Source organism: Oceanicaulis sp. UBA2681 (genome assembly GCF_002354675.1).
GTDB classification, from domain to species: domain Bacteria; phylum Pseudomonadota; class Alphaproteobacteria; order Caulobacterales; family Maricaulaceae; genus Oceanicaulis; species Oceanicaulis alexandrii.
The window spans coordinates 91,940-107,862 of the sequence record NZ_DEMB01000008.1 but is presented as its reverse complement, the minus strand read 5'-3'; the positions used below and the strand labels follow the sequence as shown (position 1 = coordinate 107,862).

13 protein-coding genes are annotated in these 15,923 nt (G+C 62.7%); 1 reads left to right on the top strand and 12 read right to left on the bottom strand.

Translation table 11 applies throughout. The features are described from left to right. Positions 1 to 13: 13 nt before the first annotated feature. The 5 genes from rpsB to proS form a co-directional block, all read right to left on the bottom strand. Entirely contained in the window at positions 14 to 859 is an 846-nt protein-coding gene (gene rpsB / locus B3M53_RS05685; RefSeq protein ID WP_022699569.1) for a 30S ribosomal protein S2, read from the bottom strand. Between the two features lie 253 nt (positions 860 to 1,112). Beyond that, positions 1,113 to 4,565: a DNA polymerase III subunit alpha gene (dnaE, locus tag B3M53_RS05680; protein WP_286799820.1), complete on the bottom strand. Its 3,453-nt coding sequence runs from the start codon at positions 4,563 to 4,565 to the stop codon at positions 1,113 to 1,115. Between the two features lie 317 nt (positions 4,566 to 4,882). Next, positions 4,883 to 5,572 (bottom strand): ABC transporter ATP-binding protein, encoded by a 690-nt coding sequence (locus tag B3M53_RS05675; RefSeq protein WP_286799819.1) that lies wholly within the window; start codon positions 5,570 to 5,572, stop codon positions 4,883 to 4,885. Next, a complete protein-coding gene (locus B3M53_RS05670; protein ID WP_286799818.1) occupies positions 5,565 to 6,908 on the bottom strand; it encodes a lipoprotein-releasing ABC transporter permease subunit in 1,344 nt (447 codons plus the stop codon). The genes B3M53_RS05675 and B3M53_RS05670 overlap by 8 nt, the downstream gene beginning before the upstream one ends. Continuing rightward, the gene (gene proS / locus B3M53_RS05665) at positions 6,905 to 8,233 is read right to left on the bottom strand and encodes a proline--tRNA ligase (RefSeq protein ID WP_286799817.1); all 1,329 of its coding nucleotides are present in this window, start codon (positions 8,231 to 8,233) and stop codon (positions 6,905 to 6,907) included. The genes B3M53_RS05670 and proS overlap by 4 nt, the downstream gene beginning before the upstream one ends. Positions 8,234 to 8,361: 128 nt before the next feature. Here proS and B3M53_RS05660 point away from each other — a divergent pair, with 128 nt between their 5' ends. Then, on the top strand, positions 8,362 to 9,312 hold the full coding sequence (locus B3M53_RS05660; protein WP_286799815.1) for a DMT family transporter: 951 nt from the start codon (positions 8,362 to 8,364) through the stop codon (positions 9,310 to 9,312). A 3-nt stretch (positions 9,313 to 9,315) separates the two neighbouring features. Here B3M53_RS05660 and B3M53_RS05655 read toward each other — a convergent pair whose 3' ends face one another. The 7 genes from B3M53_RS05655 to B3M53_RS05625 form a co-directional block, all read right to left on the bottom strand. Beyond that, positions 9,316 to 9,672, bottom strand: a complete 357-nt coding sequence (locus B3M53_RS05655) for a DUF1467 family protein (RefSeq protein ID WP_273147695.1) — start codon at positions 9,670 to 9,672, stop codon at positions 9,316 to 9,318. Continuing rightward, positions 9,669 to 10,109 (bottom strand): methylmalonyl-CoA epimerase, encoded by a 441-nt coding sequence (gene mce, locus B3M53_RS05650; RefSeq protein ID WP_273147698.1) that lies wholly within the window; start codon positions 10,107 to 10,109, stop codon positions 9,669 to 9,671. Before mce ends, B3M53_RS05655 begins: the two co-directional genes overlap by 4 nt. Positions 10,110 to 10,127: 18 nt before the next feature. After that, positions 10,128 to 11,801, bottom strand: a complete 1,674-nt coding sequence (locus B3M53_RS05645; RefSeq protein WP_414690706.1) for a ribonuclease J — start codon at positions 11,799 to 11,801, stop codon at positions 10,128 to 10,130. Then, positions 11,795 to 12,589, bottom strand: coding sequence for a type III pantothenate kinase (locus B3M53_RS05640; RefSeq protein WP_022699579.1), 795 nt, complete (start codon positions 12,587 to 12,589; stop codon positions 11,795 to 11,797). Before B3M53_RS05640 ends, B3M53_RS05645 begins: the two co-directional genes overlap by 7 nt. Positions 12,590 to 12,613: 24 nt before the next feature. Beyond that, the gene (locus B3M53_RS05635; RefSeq protein ID WP_286799811.1) at positions 12,614 to 13,360 is read right to left on the bottom strand and encodes a biotin--[acetyl-CoA-carboxylase] ligase; all 747 of its coding nucleotides are present in this window, start codon (positions 13,358 to 13,360) and stop codon (positions 12,614 to 12,616) included. Next, positions 13,350 to 14,801, bottom strand: a complete 1,452-nt coding sequence (gene nuoN / locus B3M53_RS05630; protein ID WP_286799810.1) for an NADH-quinone oxidoreductase subunit NuoN — start codon at positions 14,799 to 14,801, stop codon at positions 13,350 to 13,352. Before nuoN ends, B3M53_RS05635 begins: the two co-directional genes overlap by 11 nt. A 12-nt stretch (positions 14,802 to 14,813) precedes the next feature. Then, positions 14,814 to 15,923, bottom strand: a 1,110-nt coding sequence (locus B3M53_RS05625) for an NADH-quinone oxidoreductase subunit M (RefSeq protein WP_286799809.1), incomplete at its 5' end; no start/stop codon positions are given.

The window sequence follows — 15,923 nt, the reverse complement described above, 5'->3', positions numbered from 1 at the left end:
GCGTTTGGCGCTATTAGGATTTGGCGTCTTCAGCCGGCGCTTCCGCAGCAGCGGGCGCGGCTTCGGCGGCGGGTTCTTCGGTCGGAGCGGCTTCGCTCTCGTCCACGCCCAGAGCCATTTCGCTCGGCGCTTCAGATTCGCCCAGATCCATGCCCAGAGCGGCCTGGCTGTCGGCGATGCCGTCCAGCACGGCGTCCGCGATCAGGTCGCAATACAGCGACAGGGCGCGAGAGGCGTCGTCATTGCCCGGAATCGGGAAATCAATCGGATCCGGGTCGCAGTTGGTGTCCAGGATGGCCACGACCGGGATGTTCAGGCGCTTGGCTTCCTGAATGGCGATGGACTCCTTGTTGGTGTCGATCACGAACATCAGGTCCGGCGTGCCGCCCATTTCCTTGATACCGCCCAGGGAACGCTCGAGCTTTTCACGCTCGCGGGTCAGCATCAGGATTTCTTTCTTGGTCAGACCGGTCGGGCCGCCCTCGGCGTCCAACAGGGTCTCCAGCTCGCGCAGACGCGCGATTGACTTGGAGATGGTCTGCCAGTTGGTGAGCGTGCCGCCCAGCCAACGGTGATTCATGTAGTATTGCGCGCAGCGCGACGCGGCCAGAGAGATCGGCTCGGCGGCCTGGCGCTTGGTGCCCACGAACAGAACGCGACCGCCTTTGGCGGCGACTTCACGCACCTTCACCAGCGCCTGGTGCAGCAGCGGAACGGTCTGCGACAGGTCAATGATGTGGATGTTGGCGCGTTCGCCGAAGATGTAATCTTTCATCTTCGGGTTCCAGCGGTGGGTCTGGTGACCGAAGTGACAGCCGGCTTCGAGCAGCTGGCGCATGGAGAAATCAGGAAGAGCCATAATTTTAGGTCCTTTTTCCGGTTGGCCTCCGCGGAGCGGAGCCGCTCGCCTCATCTGACATCCAGCTTGGGCGTCAGACATGACTTGCGGCACCGGAGCGACTTTTCACCTGAAAAGCCGAAGCTCCGCGTGCGGGATCGGGCGCGCTTATACGGGCAGCAGCCCAAAGCTGCAAGCCATGAGAGCGGACTTTCCGCCTCTGCCTGCCGCCTGAACTGTCATTTCTGAGGCCAAGGACGCCCAGAGGCGCGGCTTACAGCGTCTCCACCTCCAGAACGCCGGCGACCGCTTTCACCGCAGCCCGGGCCGCCGGGTCGACCGCATGACGTCCGGGAAGCCGCACTTCAGCGAGACGTCCGTCAGACAAAGGCACGATCAGATGGATGGAGCCTTTCACGGCGCCCTCCCGACCATCGGCCCGGTCGATGCGCTTGCGCAAGGGCTCGAGCGCGCCTGATTGCCCCAGACGGATCTTGAGCCCTTGACCGATATGTTCAGCCGCAAAGGGATCGATCGTATCCGCGCCGTCAATGATCAGGCGAAGCCCTTCATCCTGCGCCTCGATCTTGGCGTTCACCAGCACTGACGCGCCCGGTTCGATCACCTCGCGAATTTCGCGCAACACTTTCGGCGGAACCAGCGCCTCAAACTCCCCTGAAGGGTCAGAGAGCGTGACGAACGCGAATTTCTCGCCCGAACGCTGAGACACCTTTTCCTGACGGCGGCGCACCACGGCGGCGAGCCGCGCGGCGCGTGCGCCCTCGGCGGCCTTGGACGGCAGGTCTGCAAAGACCACAACGCCGCGCCGGGCCAGGGCCGGCATCATGTCATCGAGCGGGTGACCGGACAGGTAGAACCCGATGGCGGCGAGCTCTTCATCAAGACGCCGAACCGGATCCCAGGGCTCAGGGTCAGGCAGAATGGGGCGCTCAAGCCTGGCGCCGCCAGACTCCCCGCCCCCGCCAAACAGGGAGGCCTGCGCGCTGTCGCGCTCGGACTGGGCGTTCTGGGAGACTGACAACAGCATTTCAGCGGAGGCCAGCGCCTTGGCGCGGTCGGGCTCCAGGGTGTCAAACGCGCCGGCGCGAGCGAGGTTTTCAAACGCGCGCTTGTTCACCTGACGCGGATCCACCCGCTCGGCGAAATCAAACACGTCCTTGTAAGGCCCGCCCCTGCGACGCACCTCGGCCACATGTTCCATCGCCGCATAGCCCACATTGCGAATAGCGCCGAGGGCGTACCGGATATGACCGTCTTCAAGCGCGAAATCCGCTTCCGACGCATTCACATCCGGCGGCAGGACCTCAAGACCGATGCGTTTGGATTCCTGGAAGAAGACCGCAAGCTTCTCGGTGTTGGCGCTATCAAGGCTCATCAGACCGGCCATGAAGGCGGCGGGATGATTGGCTTTCAGCCACCCCGTCTGATAGGCGATCAGAGCGTAGGCAGCGGCGTGTGATTTGTTAAAGCCGTAACCGGCGAACTCAGCCACCAGGTCAAAGATGTAATTGGCCTTGTCCTTGGAAACGCCGCGCTTTTCAGCCCCCTCGTTGAAGCGTACGCGCTGCTTGTCCATCTCCTCCTTCTTCTTCTTGCCCATGGCGCGGCGAAGAAGGTCGGCCTCTCCAAGAGAATAGCCGGACAGGATCTGGGCGATCTGCATCACCTGTTCCTGATAGATGATGACCCCGTAGGTCTCCTTCAGGACAGGCTCGAGGTCCTTGTGCAGGTAATCAGGCTTCTTGCGCCCGAATTTGCGGTCCACATAGACGTCGATATTCTTCATCGGGCCCGGCCGATAAAGCGAGATCAGCGCGATGATGTCCTCGATGGTGTCAGGCTTGAGCTTGCGCAGCGTGTCGCGCATGCCCGTACTTTCAAGCTGGAACACGCCGATAGAAGATCCCGCGCCCAGAAGCTCGTAAGTGGCGGGATCCTCCAGACTGATCTCGTCCATGTCCGGACGCGCAAGTCCCGCGCTTTCAATATAGCTCAGCGCCCGCGCGATCACGGTGAGGGTTTTCAGCCCCAGAAAGTCAAACTTCACAAGACCCGCAGGCTCGACCCATTTCATGTTGAACTGGGTGGCGGGCAGGTCCGAGCGCGGGTCTTGATAGAGCGGGACCAGATCCGTCAGCGGCCGGTCGCCGATCACCACGCCTGCGGCGTGGGTGGAAGCGTTCCGGAACAACCCCTCCAATTGCAAAGCCACGGTGATGAGCTGATCGACCATGTCGTCGGTGCGCTGCATCTCCTGCAGCTTGGGCTCGGTCTTGACCGCCTCCGCCAGAGTGACAGGTTGCGCGGGATTGTTGGGCACCTGTTTGGCGATCCGGTCCACCAGACCGAACGGCAATTGCAGCACCCGGCCCACATCACGCACCACCGCGCGCGCCTGCAGGGTGCCGAAGGTGATGATCTGCGCCACCCGGTCCTGACCGTAGCGCTCCTGCACATACCGGATCACCTCGCCGCGGCGATCCTGACAGAAGTCTACGTCAAAGTCCGGCATGGACACGCGTTCGGGGTTCAGGAAGCGCTCAAAAAGCAGGCCGAACCGCAGCGGATCAAGATTGGTGATGGTCAGCGCCCAGGCGACCAGAGACCCCGCGCCCGACCCCCGTCCCGGCCCCACAGGAATGTCCTGGGATTTCGCCCACTGGATGAAGTCAGACACGATCAGGAAGTAGCCCGGAAACCCCATGCGTTCGATAACGCCGAGCTCGTAATCCAGGCGCTCGAAATACGCCTCTCGCGTATCGGCCATTTCGATCTTGGCGAGCCGGTCTTCCAGGCCTTCAGTCGCCCGGGCGCGCAATTCCTCAGCTTCGTTGCGATCGCCCTGCGTCGGAAAGCGCGGCAGGATCGGCTTTGAGGTGCGAGGCCGGAAAGAACAGCGTTTGGCGATCTCAAGCGTGTTGGCAATCGCTTCAGGCAGGTCGGAGAAGCGCTCCGCCATCGCGGCGCCGGATTTGAAGTCATGTTCGGCGGTCAGCTTTCGCCGGTCATCCATGCTGACATAGGCGCCTTCTGAGATGCACAGCAGCGCATCATGGGCCTGATAGAATTCAGGCTTCGGGAAATGCGGCTCGTTCGTCGCCACCAATGGGAGGTCCAGCGCATAAGCCTGGTCGACCAGCCAGGACTCGGCGGTGACGTCGTCCGCACGCCCGTGACGTTGAAGTTCGAGATACAGGCGATCGGGAAAGCTGGCGCGCAAGCGTTCCAAGAGGGCCTGCGCCTGCCCGTCCCGACCTGTGCAGAGAAAACGGTTCAGCGCGCCGTCAAATCCGCCCGTCAGACAGATCAGACCCTCGCTCAGCTCCAGCACCTTTTCGATCGGCACATGAGGCTCATCCGTAGCGGCGACGTCGAGATAAGCCGCCGAAGACAGCTTCATCAGATTGGCGTAGCCCTCTTGGGATTGCGCCAACAACACCAGCGTACCGTCCGGCTTCGCCCGCTCGCCCGGACGCGGCGCCTCAACCTGGACCGACAACGTCACGCCGGTGATGGGCTGGACGCCCTCGTCCGACAGCACTTCGGAAAACTCTAGAGCGCCGAACAGATTGTTGGAATCGGTGATCGCCGCCGCCGGCATGGAGAAGGTCTTGCATAGCGCCGCCGTCTCCTTGATCCGGATCGCCCCCTCCAGCAAGGAGTATGGCGACCGGACACGCAAATGGACGAAGGGGGCATCGCTCACGACGGGCGCTCCAGATCTGGCGGACTCACCGCTTCATTCTAGCGCCCGTCCGGCGCCGAGGTCAGCCTGCGATTGCGGCGGACAGGCTGAGAGCCACAGCGATGAAGCCTACGATCACAGCGGCGGACGTCATGTCTTCAATCAGGTTACGCATGGGGACAACTCCTTGATCAACTGCGTCTAAAGCAGTTATTCCTGTTTTGTTCCATTGCATATTTTCTGCTTTTGTTCCGACCGTCAAGTCGTTTTTGATTCGATCTGAAAAGCTGCGGAAAACCCGCAACTTGGAACACTTGGAGAACGGAATTGGAGGCGCGTCAGGCGCTCGTGAACGGGACGACGCGGCCGCGATCCAGCGTTACGACGCGATCCATGCGCGACGCCAGCTCGTGATTGTGCGTGGCGATCAACGCCGCCGCCCCGGCCCCGCGACACGCGTGCGCGAGCGCTTCAAACACCTGATCGGATGTGGCGGGATCAAGATTGCCCGTAGGCTCGTCCGCCAGCAGAATGCGCGGTTCGTTCACCAGAGCCCGTGCAATCGCGACACGTTGCTGCTCGCCCCCTGACAACTGCCCGGGACGATGGCGCAAGCGCCCGCCCAATCCCAAAGCGGTCAATTGGGTCTCCGCCGCCTCACGTGCGACCTTGTGGCTGGTTCCAGAGATCATGCGCGGCAAGGCGACATTATCCAGAGCGTCCAGTTCAGGCAGCAAATGATGAAATTGATAGACGAACCCCACCTCACGGCGACGCAAAGCCGTCCGGTCGCGCTCCGACAGCGCCAGCCCGTTCTGACCGCCGATCCAGACTTCGCCGGCATTGGGCGCCTCAAGCAACGCCGCCGCATGAAGCAGCGAGGATTTGCCAGAGCCAGACGGCCCGACCAGCCCTACGAGCTCGCCGGGATTGAGGTCGAGATCGGCGTCGGTCAGAACCTCCAGCCGCTCGCCCTCGGTTTCATAAATGCGGGTGATGCCCTTTAGGGAAAGCGCTGGCTTATTCATAGCGAAGCGCCTCGACAGGATCGATGCGGCCCGCGCGCCAGGACGGCGCCAGCGTGGCCACCAGGGACGCGAACACCCCCCAGAAGGACACGAACGCCACCTCGCCCCAATCCAGCCGGGCCGGCAGGCGATAGAGCGAATAGACGCTGGGGTCGAACACGTTGACGCCGCTGGCCCAGGACACGAAATCCTGGATCGGGCCAATGCCGATCACCGCCAGCAACCCCAGGGCGATGCCGGCCAGCGTGCCGAGCACGCCCACCGCCGCTCCGGCGATGAGGAAAATACGCATGATGGCGCCCTGGCTGGCGCCCATGGTGCGCAAAATGGCGATGTCGCGGGTCTTGTTCTTCACCAGCATCACAAGGCCGGAGATGATGTTCATCGCGGCGATCAGCACGATGGCCGACAGGATCAGCCGCATGGCGACCCGCTCGACTTGCAAGGCGTTCCAGAACGCCTGGTTCTGCCGCCGCCAGTCAAACATGACGCTGCCCTGGGGCGCGATGGCGCGGATGGCCTCGATCACCGGCTCGGGCGCATCGGGATTGGCGATCCGCACATCGATATAATCGCCCTGGGCGGGCCGATTGAAAAACAGCGCCGCCTGCTCAAGCGGCATGTAGATGAGGATCTGGTCCAGGTCCTGAACCCCGACGCTCAGAAGCCCGCCAATGGTGTAACGCTTGGAGCGCGGCGTCATGCCGAGCGCGGTGGTCGCGCCCTGGGGCGACACCAGGGTCACCTGGTCGCCTACGCCAACGCCGAGCTGAGCGGCCATGACCGTGCCCATGATGATCACGTCACCGCCATTACGCCCCGCCCCGAAATCATCAATCGAGCCAGACACCAGCCCGCCGCCGACCGCATCCGCGCCTTGCGCGCCGGTGATCAGATCAAACCGCGCGAGATCGTCAGGCCGGACGCCGGACACCTGCGCAAAGGCGGCGGACCGCCCTGACGTCACCAGCGCTTGTCCGGTCGCAACCGGGCCCGCCTGGCGCACGCCCTCCAGCTCGCGAATCCGGTCCGCCAGCGTCAGCGCCGCCTCACCCTGCTCAGACGGGACATAAACATAGATATGAGGCTGAACGCCCAGAAGCCGCGTCAGAAGCTCGTGCCGGAACCCGTTCATCACGCTCATGACAGTGATCAGCACCGCGACCGCCAACATGATGCCCACAAACGAGATCACCGAGATCAGCGTCACGCCGCCATGTTTCTTGCGGGCGCGCAGATACTTGAACGCCAGCATGAATTCATAGCCGGAGAACGGCGCCGCGCCTGAGGATGGCGGCGTATCGGGCGCTACTGTCGACGCGGCGTCAGAGCTCACTTGAACGCACCCTCCACCAGGCGATTGACGGCGTCTTCAAGGCTGAGCTCATGGCGCTCGCCAGAGGCGCGGATTTTCACCTCGACCTTGCCCTCTTTCAGGCCGCGCGGACCGATGACCACCTGATAAGGCACGCCGATCAGGTCCATGGTGGCGAATTTCGCGCCCGCCCGCTCATTGGTGTCGTCCAGAAGCGGCTCAAGCCCGGCTGCGTCGAGCTTGGCGTAGACATCAATGGACGCGGCGTCGCACGCCTCGTCGCCCGCGCGCATATTGATGACGCCTGCGCCGAACGGCGCGACGGCTTCAGGCCAGATCACGCCGTTCTCGTCATGGCTGGCCTCGATGATCGCGCCCAGAAGACGCGACACGCCGACCCCGTAAGAGCCCATATGAACCGCCGTGTCCTTGCCGTCCGGCCCGGTGACCAACGCCTTCATCGGGTCAGAATACTTGGTCCCGAAATTGAAGATATGGCCCACTTCGATGCCGCGCGCAGACACGCGTCGCTCTTGCGGCACTTCCGCTTCAAAGCGCGCGGCGTCGTGCATTTCCTCGGTGGCGGCGTAGAGCGCGGTGCGCTCGTCGACCAGCGGCTGAAGATCACCGTCAAAATCGACCTCACCCGGCGCGGGCATGTCCACCAGCCGGGCGTCACAGAACACTTCGCTCTCACCGGTTTCGGCCAGGATGATGAATTCGTGCGACAGCTTGCCGCCAATCGGGCCGGTGTCCGCCCGCATCGGCACAGATTTGAGGCCCATACGCGCAAACGTGTTCAGGTAGGCCACAAACATCTTGTTGTAAGCCCTTACAGCACTTTTGTAATCCAGGTCGAAGGAATAGGCGTCCTTCATCAGGAATTCGCGGCCGCGCATCACGCCGAAGCGGGGGCGGATCTCGTCGCGGAACTTCCACTGGATATGATACAGGATCTTCGGCAAGTCCTTGTAGGACCGGCAATAGCCGCGGAAGATCTCCGTGATCATCTCTTCATTGGTCGGGCCGTACAGCAGGTCGCGCTCATGGCGGTCGACAATGCGCAGCATCTCCTTGCCGTAATCGTCATAGCGTCCGCTCTCTCGCCACAGATCCGCCGGCTGCAAGGTCGGCATCAACAGCTCGATCGCGCCGGCGCGGTTCTGTTCCTCGCGCACGATATTTTCGATCTTGCGCAGCACCCGCAGCCCGAGCGGCAACCAGGCGTAAATCCCCGCCGCTTCCTGGCGGATCATGCCGGCGCGCAACATGAGCTGATGAGAGACGATCTGCGCGTCAGAAGGGGTTTCCTTCAAAACAGGCAGGAAAAAACGGGACAGGCGCATGGGGCAAGAATCCGGCGACTATGAAAACAGCGGGAACCCAACGATTAGACTTAGCGTTGGAGAAGGACAAGCCATGCAGACCCGCCCCGCCTCACTGAACTCATACGCCAAACGCCGGATCACTCCTAATGAGCGAACGCCCCGCCTCTTCTGACAGCCAAACCTCTCAAAAAGCGCTCACGATCACGCAACTGATCGCAGGCATGGCGATGTTCGGATCGGCCACGCCCGTCAGCAAGATCGTCACCCAGGCTGCGCCTGTTTTCATCGCCTCTTTGTTCCGTGTGGGACTGGGCGCAGTGTTTCTGGCGCCCCTCGCCTGGCGGCGTCGCGAAACCGTCCGCGATATTGCAACAGGCGACTGGATGCGGATCGGTTTCATCGCTCTCTTCGGCATGGTGGGTTTTTCCGCCTTCATGCTCTACGGCATGCGGCTCGCATCCGGAGTGACGGGCGCCGTGGTGATGAGCACCACGCCAGCGGTGACGGCCGCCGCCTCCATGGTGTTTCTGAGAGACAGATCCACCTGGCGCAAGCTGGTCGCGATTGGCTGCGCGGTTTCAGGGGTCCTGATCTTGCAACTGGGCGGCTCTGGCGCTGAAACTGGCGGCTCGCTCTGGGGCGTCGTTCTGGTGTTCGCGGCGGTGTGTTGCGAAAGCGCCTATACGCTTCTGGGCAAGACCCTGACCAAGAACATGGACCCTGTGCTGGTGGCCTTTCTGGCGTCGGCGCTCTCTATTCCGCTCTTTGTTCCGCTGGCGGTCTGGCAATGGCCGTCATTCACGCCGTCCGACTTTGACGTCGGCGTCTGGACCGCGCTGGTCTGGTATGGCGTGGGCACCCTCGCACTGGGCAGCTGGCTCTGGTATGCGGGCGTTCAGAAGGCTGAGGGCGCGACCGCGGCGGCGTTCATGGGCGTGATGCCGGTGTCCGCGCTGGTCCTATCCTACATCCTGCTTGGCGAGGCGTTCGCCTGGGTGCACCTGGCCGGCTTCGCCGTAGTGTTTTCAGGCGTACTTCTGATGAGCTGGGAGCACGCCAGCATGTCAGATGACAGCGAGACTCCAGAGGAGGACTGATCGCTAGTCGTACTCGATATAGCTCGGTCCCCAGGTCAGGGAGTCCAGATCGACCAGGCCAAATTCAAGAATCGTGAACAGGACCAGCCACACTCCCGCAGTCAAAACGGTGGCGAGCCACATCTTCTCTTTGATGCGAGGCGATACGGGCGCGCCGGGCTCGGAGCCTTCGACCACATCATCATCTTCAAACTGCCCGCGGACCTTGAGCGGCAAAACGCCCAGAAACAGCATCCACCAGGAAATCAGGAAGATCACCACGCCAGTGACCAGACCCACGCCGCGATCTGGCATGAAGCCTTGGGCAATCCAGATCACAAAGACCAGGCCCAGAAGGGCGTATTCCGCATAGCGCCTCAATGGTTCGCCTCACCCTGGTATAGCGCCGGGTCCTGCATCAGCTCGACCAGCACGCCGCCAGTGTCCTTGGGATGGACGAAGATCACCGGCACCCCATGGGCGCCGATATAAGGCTCTCCGGTCCCGAGCACCGTGGCGCCGCGCTCCACCATGGCGTCGCGCGCTTTGACGATGTCCTCGACCTCAAAGCACATATGGTGCTGGCCGCCCTTGGGGTTCTTTTCGAGGTATTTGTGGATCGGGCTCGCCTCGCCCAGCGGCTCGATCAGCTCGATTTGCATGTTCGGCAAGGTCACAAACACCACCCGGACGCCCAGATGCGGGAAATCCTTGGTTTCGGTCCGCTCGGTCGCGCCATAAAGCTCGGCATAGACCGCCGCAGCGGCGTCCACATCCGGCGTCGCAACGCCCACATGGTTCAAACGTCCCAGCTTCATGACGACTCTCCGTGCTTATCAAACCGTGAGAATAATGGCTTCCACATGGGGTTTCTTGCCCCAGATCCGGCTCGCCTCCCGCCGCACGCCGCGGCGGATCGCTTCTTCAACCGCGCCCGGATCCTTACGCGCCCGACGATCCAGGCGTTTGAACGCGGTGTCCGCCGCCTCCGCCAGATCATCCAGGAAGTCATCAAGGTCATAGGCATGGGTGGACGCCACGCCCATGGCGCGCACATCAACCTCGGACACCAGCTCGCCGTCCGCCAGTACGGCGGCGACGGTCAGATGACCATTATAGGCCAGACGACGGCGCTCCTTGATGGATTCCGCATCCGCCTCGGTCAGGAAATTGCCGTCCACATGAAGGCGACCCGCAGGCGCCTCATCCACGATGGAGGCGCCGTCCTGGGTGATGCGAATGATCGAGCCATTGCGCGGCACCACGGCGTTGGGCACCTGAAGGTCACGCGCCAGCTGGGCGTGCTCGACCAGATGGCGATATTCGCCATGCACCGGGATCGCGGTGGTGGGCTTGGCCCAGGCGTACATCTGGCGCAATTCGTCCCGGCAGGGGTGGCCCGAGACGTGGATATGCTCGTCACGCTCGGTGATGATGTCCACGCCGCGCTCGGCCAGACGGTTCATCAGATCAAAAATGCCGCGCTCGTTTCCGGGAATGATCCGGGAGGAGAAAATCACGCTGTCACCTTTGTTTAGCGTGACATTGCGATGTGATCCCTCAGCAATGCGCGACAGTGCGGCGCGCGGTTCGCCCTGAGAGCCGGTGCACAGCAGCAAGATCTTGTCGGGCGGGAAATAGCCGATTTCCTCTTCCTCGATGAAAGGCTGGCAATCGGCCAGAAGCCCCACCGCTTTCGCGGCCTGGGTCATCCGGTGCATGGACCGGCCCACCAGGCAGACGCGGCGTCCATTGGCTTCGCCTGCGCGGATCGCGGTTTCAAGGCGCGCGACATTGGACGCGAACGCCGCGATGGCCACGCGGCCCGTCTGCTTGCCGACGAGCTCGATCAGGTTGTCGCGCACATCGCTTTCAGAGCCGGATTCCCCTTCGGTGAAGACATTGGTGCTGTCGCACACCATCGCCATCACGCCCTCTTCGCCCGCCGCTTCCAGCGCGGCGACATCGGTCGAAGCGCCGATCAGCGGTTCGGGATCGATCTTCCAGTCGCCGGTGTGCAGCACCGTGCCGACCGGCGTGCGGATGATCACGCCATTGGGTTCGGGGATGGAGTGGGTCAGCGTCACCAGCTGCATGTCGAACGGGCCCAGCTCAAACCTGGTGTGCAGGTCGATCTCATGCAGCGCCACCTGATCGAGCAGGCCGTGCTCGGCGAGACGGTCGCGCATCAGCCAAGCCGTGAACGGCGTCGCGTAGATCGGGCATTCCAGCTGGCGCCACAAATGAGCGACCGCGCCCATATGGTCTTCGTGGGCGTGGGTCAGCACGATGCCCAGAAGCTGGTGCTTGCGCTCTGCGATGAAGCGCGGATCGGGAGTGATGATGTCCACGCCCGGCGTGGTCAGGTCGCCAAAGGTCACCCCGCAATCGAGGATAATCCATTTGCGATCTTCTTCGGGACCATAGCCATAAAGGTTCAGGTTCATCCCGATCTCGCCGGAGCCGCCGAGCGGGACGAAATACAATGCGTTGTCAGTCTGGCTCACGATGCGTGAATCCCCTCGCCCTGAGGCGCGTTACGTTTCCAGATTTCCAGAAGGCCCCGCATGGTCAGATCAGGGTCGTAATGGTCGATTGTGCGCGCCGCGTCCTCAAACAGGGAAACGACGCCGCCAGTAGCAATAACGGTCATGGGCTGGCCGTACTCGGCTTTGAGCCGCGTCACAAGCCCGTCGATGAGATCAACATAGCCCCAGAACACGCCCGACTGCATGGCGCCGACGGTATCCCTGCCCATAACCCGTTGAGGTTTCTCGATTGCAATGCGTGGCAGGCGCGCCGCCGCCTGATGCAGCGCCTGCATGGAGAGGTTGATGCCTGGCGCGATCACGCCGCCTTCGAAATTGCCGTCGGCGGAGACCACGTCGAAGGTCGTGGCCGTGCCGGAATCCACGATGATCATCGCGCCGTCATACCGCACCCGGCCGCCAAGCGCGTTCACCAGACGGTCTGCGCCCGCTTCCTCGGGACGCGGCAGGTTCACGCCCACGCCCAGATCCACATGCGCATCGCCCACAACCACAGGATCAGCGCCCACATAGCGCCGCGCCAGATTGCGCAGGTTGAACAGCGATTGCGGCACCACGGAAGAGATCACGCAACCCTTTAAGTCTTTAAGATCAAGCCCCTGAAGTTGAAGCAGTTGCTGCAACCAGACAGCATATTCATCCGCCGTGCGCGTGGAATGGGTCGCGGTGCGCCATTGCGCGCGCCAGTCATCGCCGTCATGCACGGCGAACAGCGTGTTGGTGTTGCCGCAATCAATCGCGAGAAGCATGGACCGGCTCCTTGGAGCGGCGCATCAGGTTGAAGCGCCGGGGAAAAAAACGTCACCAGCGGAGATAAAGCGCCGACCGCCATCTTTCAAATCAAGTCGCAGCGAGCCGTCCGGCCCCAGATCGGCGAACACGCCCTCCAGGGTTTCGGTTTCCAGTCGGACGACGCAGCGTTCGCCCAGTCCGTGAACGCGCGACAGCCAGGCTTCACGGATCGGCGTGAACCCATCCTGAGCCCATCGGTTCAGCCAATGGTCAAAGCGCTGGGAAAGACGTTCAGCGGCGTCCTCCACGCTGAGTTCAGCGCCCTGAGCGCGCAGATCCGTGGCCGGGCGCTCGGAGTCTTCAGGGTGATGGCTGAGATTGACGCCAATGCCAACCGCCAGCCAGAGCCCGCCATCAGCATGCTGACCGGATTCCAGCAAGATGCCGCTGATCTTGCGTCCGCCCACGAGGACGTCATTGGGCCATTTCAGGCGGACGCGATCAGCGTCCAGGACGCTGGCGCACAGATCACCGACCGCCAAAGCCGCCGCAAAGGACAGCTGGGCGGCCCGCGCCGGCTCGCAATCTAGCCGGTAGAGCCCGGTTGCGAAGAGATTGCCCGGTGTCGAGGTCCAGACGCGTCCCCGGCGCCCTCGCCCTGAACTCTGACGACGCGCAACGATCCAGAGCGGACCCGTTGCGCCCGCCATCGCCTGACGTTTGGCTTCCTCGTTGGTGGAGTCCAGCGTGTCGAAATAGGTGATCGGCAGGCCGGGCTTAGCCGCCAATGCCTGCCCCGGCATTGACCACGAGCGCGATGATCACGCCCACGACCGGCATGGACACCGCCACCAGAGCCGCCAGACGCGACACGATGGCCGGACCGGCCGGCGCCGGCAGGAAATCGCCATTGGGCTCGTCAAACCAGATCACCTTGATGACCCGCAGATAGTACGCGATCGACACGGTGGAGAAGAGCACCGCCAGAATGACCAGCCAGATCAGACCCGCCTGCACCGCCGCATAGAACACGAAGAGCTTGCCAAAGAAGCCGATCATGAACGGCATGCCGCCAATGGAGAACATCAGGGCTGTCATAGACCAGGCGAGCGCCGGGCGGGTCTGCGACAGACCGGCCAGATCCTCGATCCGCTCCACCATGCCCTCAGAGCGACGCATGGAGAGGATGACGGCGAACGCGCCGGCGACGCCGATCACGTACAGCGTCATGTAGAACAGCACCGACCACAGGCCGAGCGCGGTGCCGGCGGACAGACCGACCAGCACATAGCCCATATTGCCGATGGAGGAGTAGCCCATCAGGCGTTTGATGTTGGACTGCATCAGCGCGCCGAACGAGCCGAACGCCATCGACAGCACCGCCATCACCATGGTGACTTGCTGCCATTGCTCGGTCATCGGGCCGAACGGCTCCATCAGAACGCGGGCCAGCAGCACCATGGCCGCCAGTTTCGGCGCGGTGGCGAAGAAGGCGGCGACCGGAGTGGGCGCGCCTTCATACACATCCGGCGTCCACATGTGGAACGGCGCAGCGGACACCTTGAAGGCCAGACCGGCGATCACGAAGACCAGGCCGAACAGCAGACCCATATTCTGGCCGCCTTCAGCCGCCGCGACAGCGATGGCGTCAAATGCGGTGGAGCCTGAGAAGCCGTAAACCAAAGACGAGCCGTACAGCAGCAGACCCGAGCTGAGCGCGCCCAGCACGAAGTATTTCAGGCCCGCTTCGGACGCACGCAGGGAGTCGCGGTTGAACGCAGCAAGCACGTAGAGCGCCAGAGATTGCAGCTCCAGGCCCAGATAAAGCGTGATCAGGTCGTTGGCCGACACCATCACGCTCATGCCGGTGACGGCGAGCGTCACCAGGACCGGGTATTCAAACCGGGCGAGCTGTTCGGCGCGCAGATAATGCCCCGCCAGCACCAGAGCCACCGCGCCCGCAAGATAGACGGCCGTCTTGGCGTACATGGAGAAGGAATCAAGCACGAACGCACCGTGGAAGGCCGTGCCGCCCGGGCTTTGCGCCATCCAGACCGACACGCCGGCGGCGAGGATCAACAGCGCCGTCGCCAGCGTCATGATGCGTTGGGCCGCCTTGGCCTCGCCCTTGGTGTAGACCCCGATGAGCAAGAGCGCCATGGCGCCGACAGAGAGCAGAAGCTCCGGCGTCAGCAGTTGAAGGTCGGCGAGCAGCGTCGAAACAGTCATGACCTGTCCTTGCTAGTGCGCAGCGGTTTCAGCCGGCGCGACGTCAGAGGCAATCGCCTCGACCGTCTGCGCGGACTGGTAGTGCTGAATGAGTTGGTCCACGGAGGCGCGAGTGGTGTCGGTGATCGGTGTCGAGAAGAAACCGAAATACACCGCCAGCACGGCCAGAACGCCCAGATTGATCCATTCGCGGCCATTGAGGTCGGTCGCGGTTTCAAGCTTGGGATTGGTGATCACGCCGAAGACGACTTTCTTGTAGGCGACCAGCATGTAGACCGCCGAGAAGATCACGCCGAGCGCAGCGCCAGCCGCGACCCGCGGATCCACCTGGAAGGCGCCGGTCATGGTCATGATTTCGCCAATGAAGCCCGACGTGCCCGGAAGCCCGACATTGGCCATGGCGAACAGGCCGAATACGGCGGCGAACACCGGCATCTTGTGCACGAGGCCGCCGTAGAAGGAGATCTCGCGGGTGTGGAAGCGGTCATAGATCACGCCGATGCACAAGAAGAGTGCAGCGGAAATGACGCCGTGGCTGAGCATCTGGAAGATCGCGCCCTGCACGCCAAGCTCGGTCATCGTGAAGATGCCCAGGGTCACAAAGCCCATGTGCGCCACGGACGAATAGGCGATCAGCTTCTTAATGTCGGTCTGACGGAAGGCGATCAGCGAGGTGACGACAATGGCGATGATCGACAGCACGAACACCATCGGCGCGAAGAAGTCGCTGGCGTTCGGGAACATCGGGATCGAGAAGCGCAGGAAGCCGTAGCCGCCGAGCTTCAGCAAGATGCCCGCCAGGATCACAGAGCCCGCCGTCGGCGCCTGCACGTGGGCGTCCGGCAGCCAGGTGTGCACCGGCCACATCGGCATCTTCACCGCAAAGGACGCGAAGAAGGCTAGCCACAGCCAGATCTGAAGATCACGGGCGAAGGGATGCGCCAGCAGCACCTCGATATCGGTGGTGCCGACCTGAACGAACATCACGATCATCGCCGCCAGCATCAGAACCGAGCCGATGAAGGTGTAGAGGAAGAATTTGAACGCCGCGTAGATCCGGTTCTGACCGCCCCAGACGCCGATGATCAGGAACATCGGGATCAGGCCAGCCTCGAAGAAGAG

Excerpts from the sequence above, each read along its gene's own strand:
- rpsB (WP_022699569.1), bottom strand. The coding sequence starts at position 859 with ATGGCTCTTCCTGATTTCTCCATGCGCCAGCTGCTCGAAGCCGGCTGT.
- B3M53_RS05675 (WP_286799819.1), bottom strand. The coding sequence starts at position 5,572 with ATGAATAAGCCAGCGCTTTCCCTAAAGGGCATCACCCGCATTTATGAA.
- proS (WP_286799817.1), bottom strand. The coding sequence starts at position 8,233 with ATGCGCCTGTCCCGTTTTTTCCTGCCTGTTTTGAAGGAAACCCCTTCT.
- B3M53_RS05660 (WP_286799815.1), top strand. The coding sequence starts at position 8,362 with ATGAGCGAACGCCCCGCCTCTTCTGACAGCCAAACCTCTCAAAAAGCG.
- mce (WP_273147698.1), bottom strand. The coding sequence starts at position 10,109 with ATGAAGCTGGGACGTTTGAACCATGTGGGCGTTGCGACGCCGGATGTG.
- B3M53_RS05640 (WP_022699579.1), bottom strand. The coding sequence starts at position 12,589 with ATGCTTCTCGCGATTGATTGCGGCAACACCAACACGCTGTTCGCCGTG.
- nuoN (WP_286799810.1), bottom strand. The coding sequence starts at position 14,801 with ATGACTGTTTCGACGCTGCTCGCCGACCTTCAACTGCTGACGCCGGAG.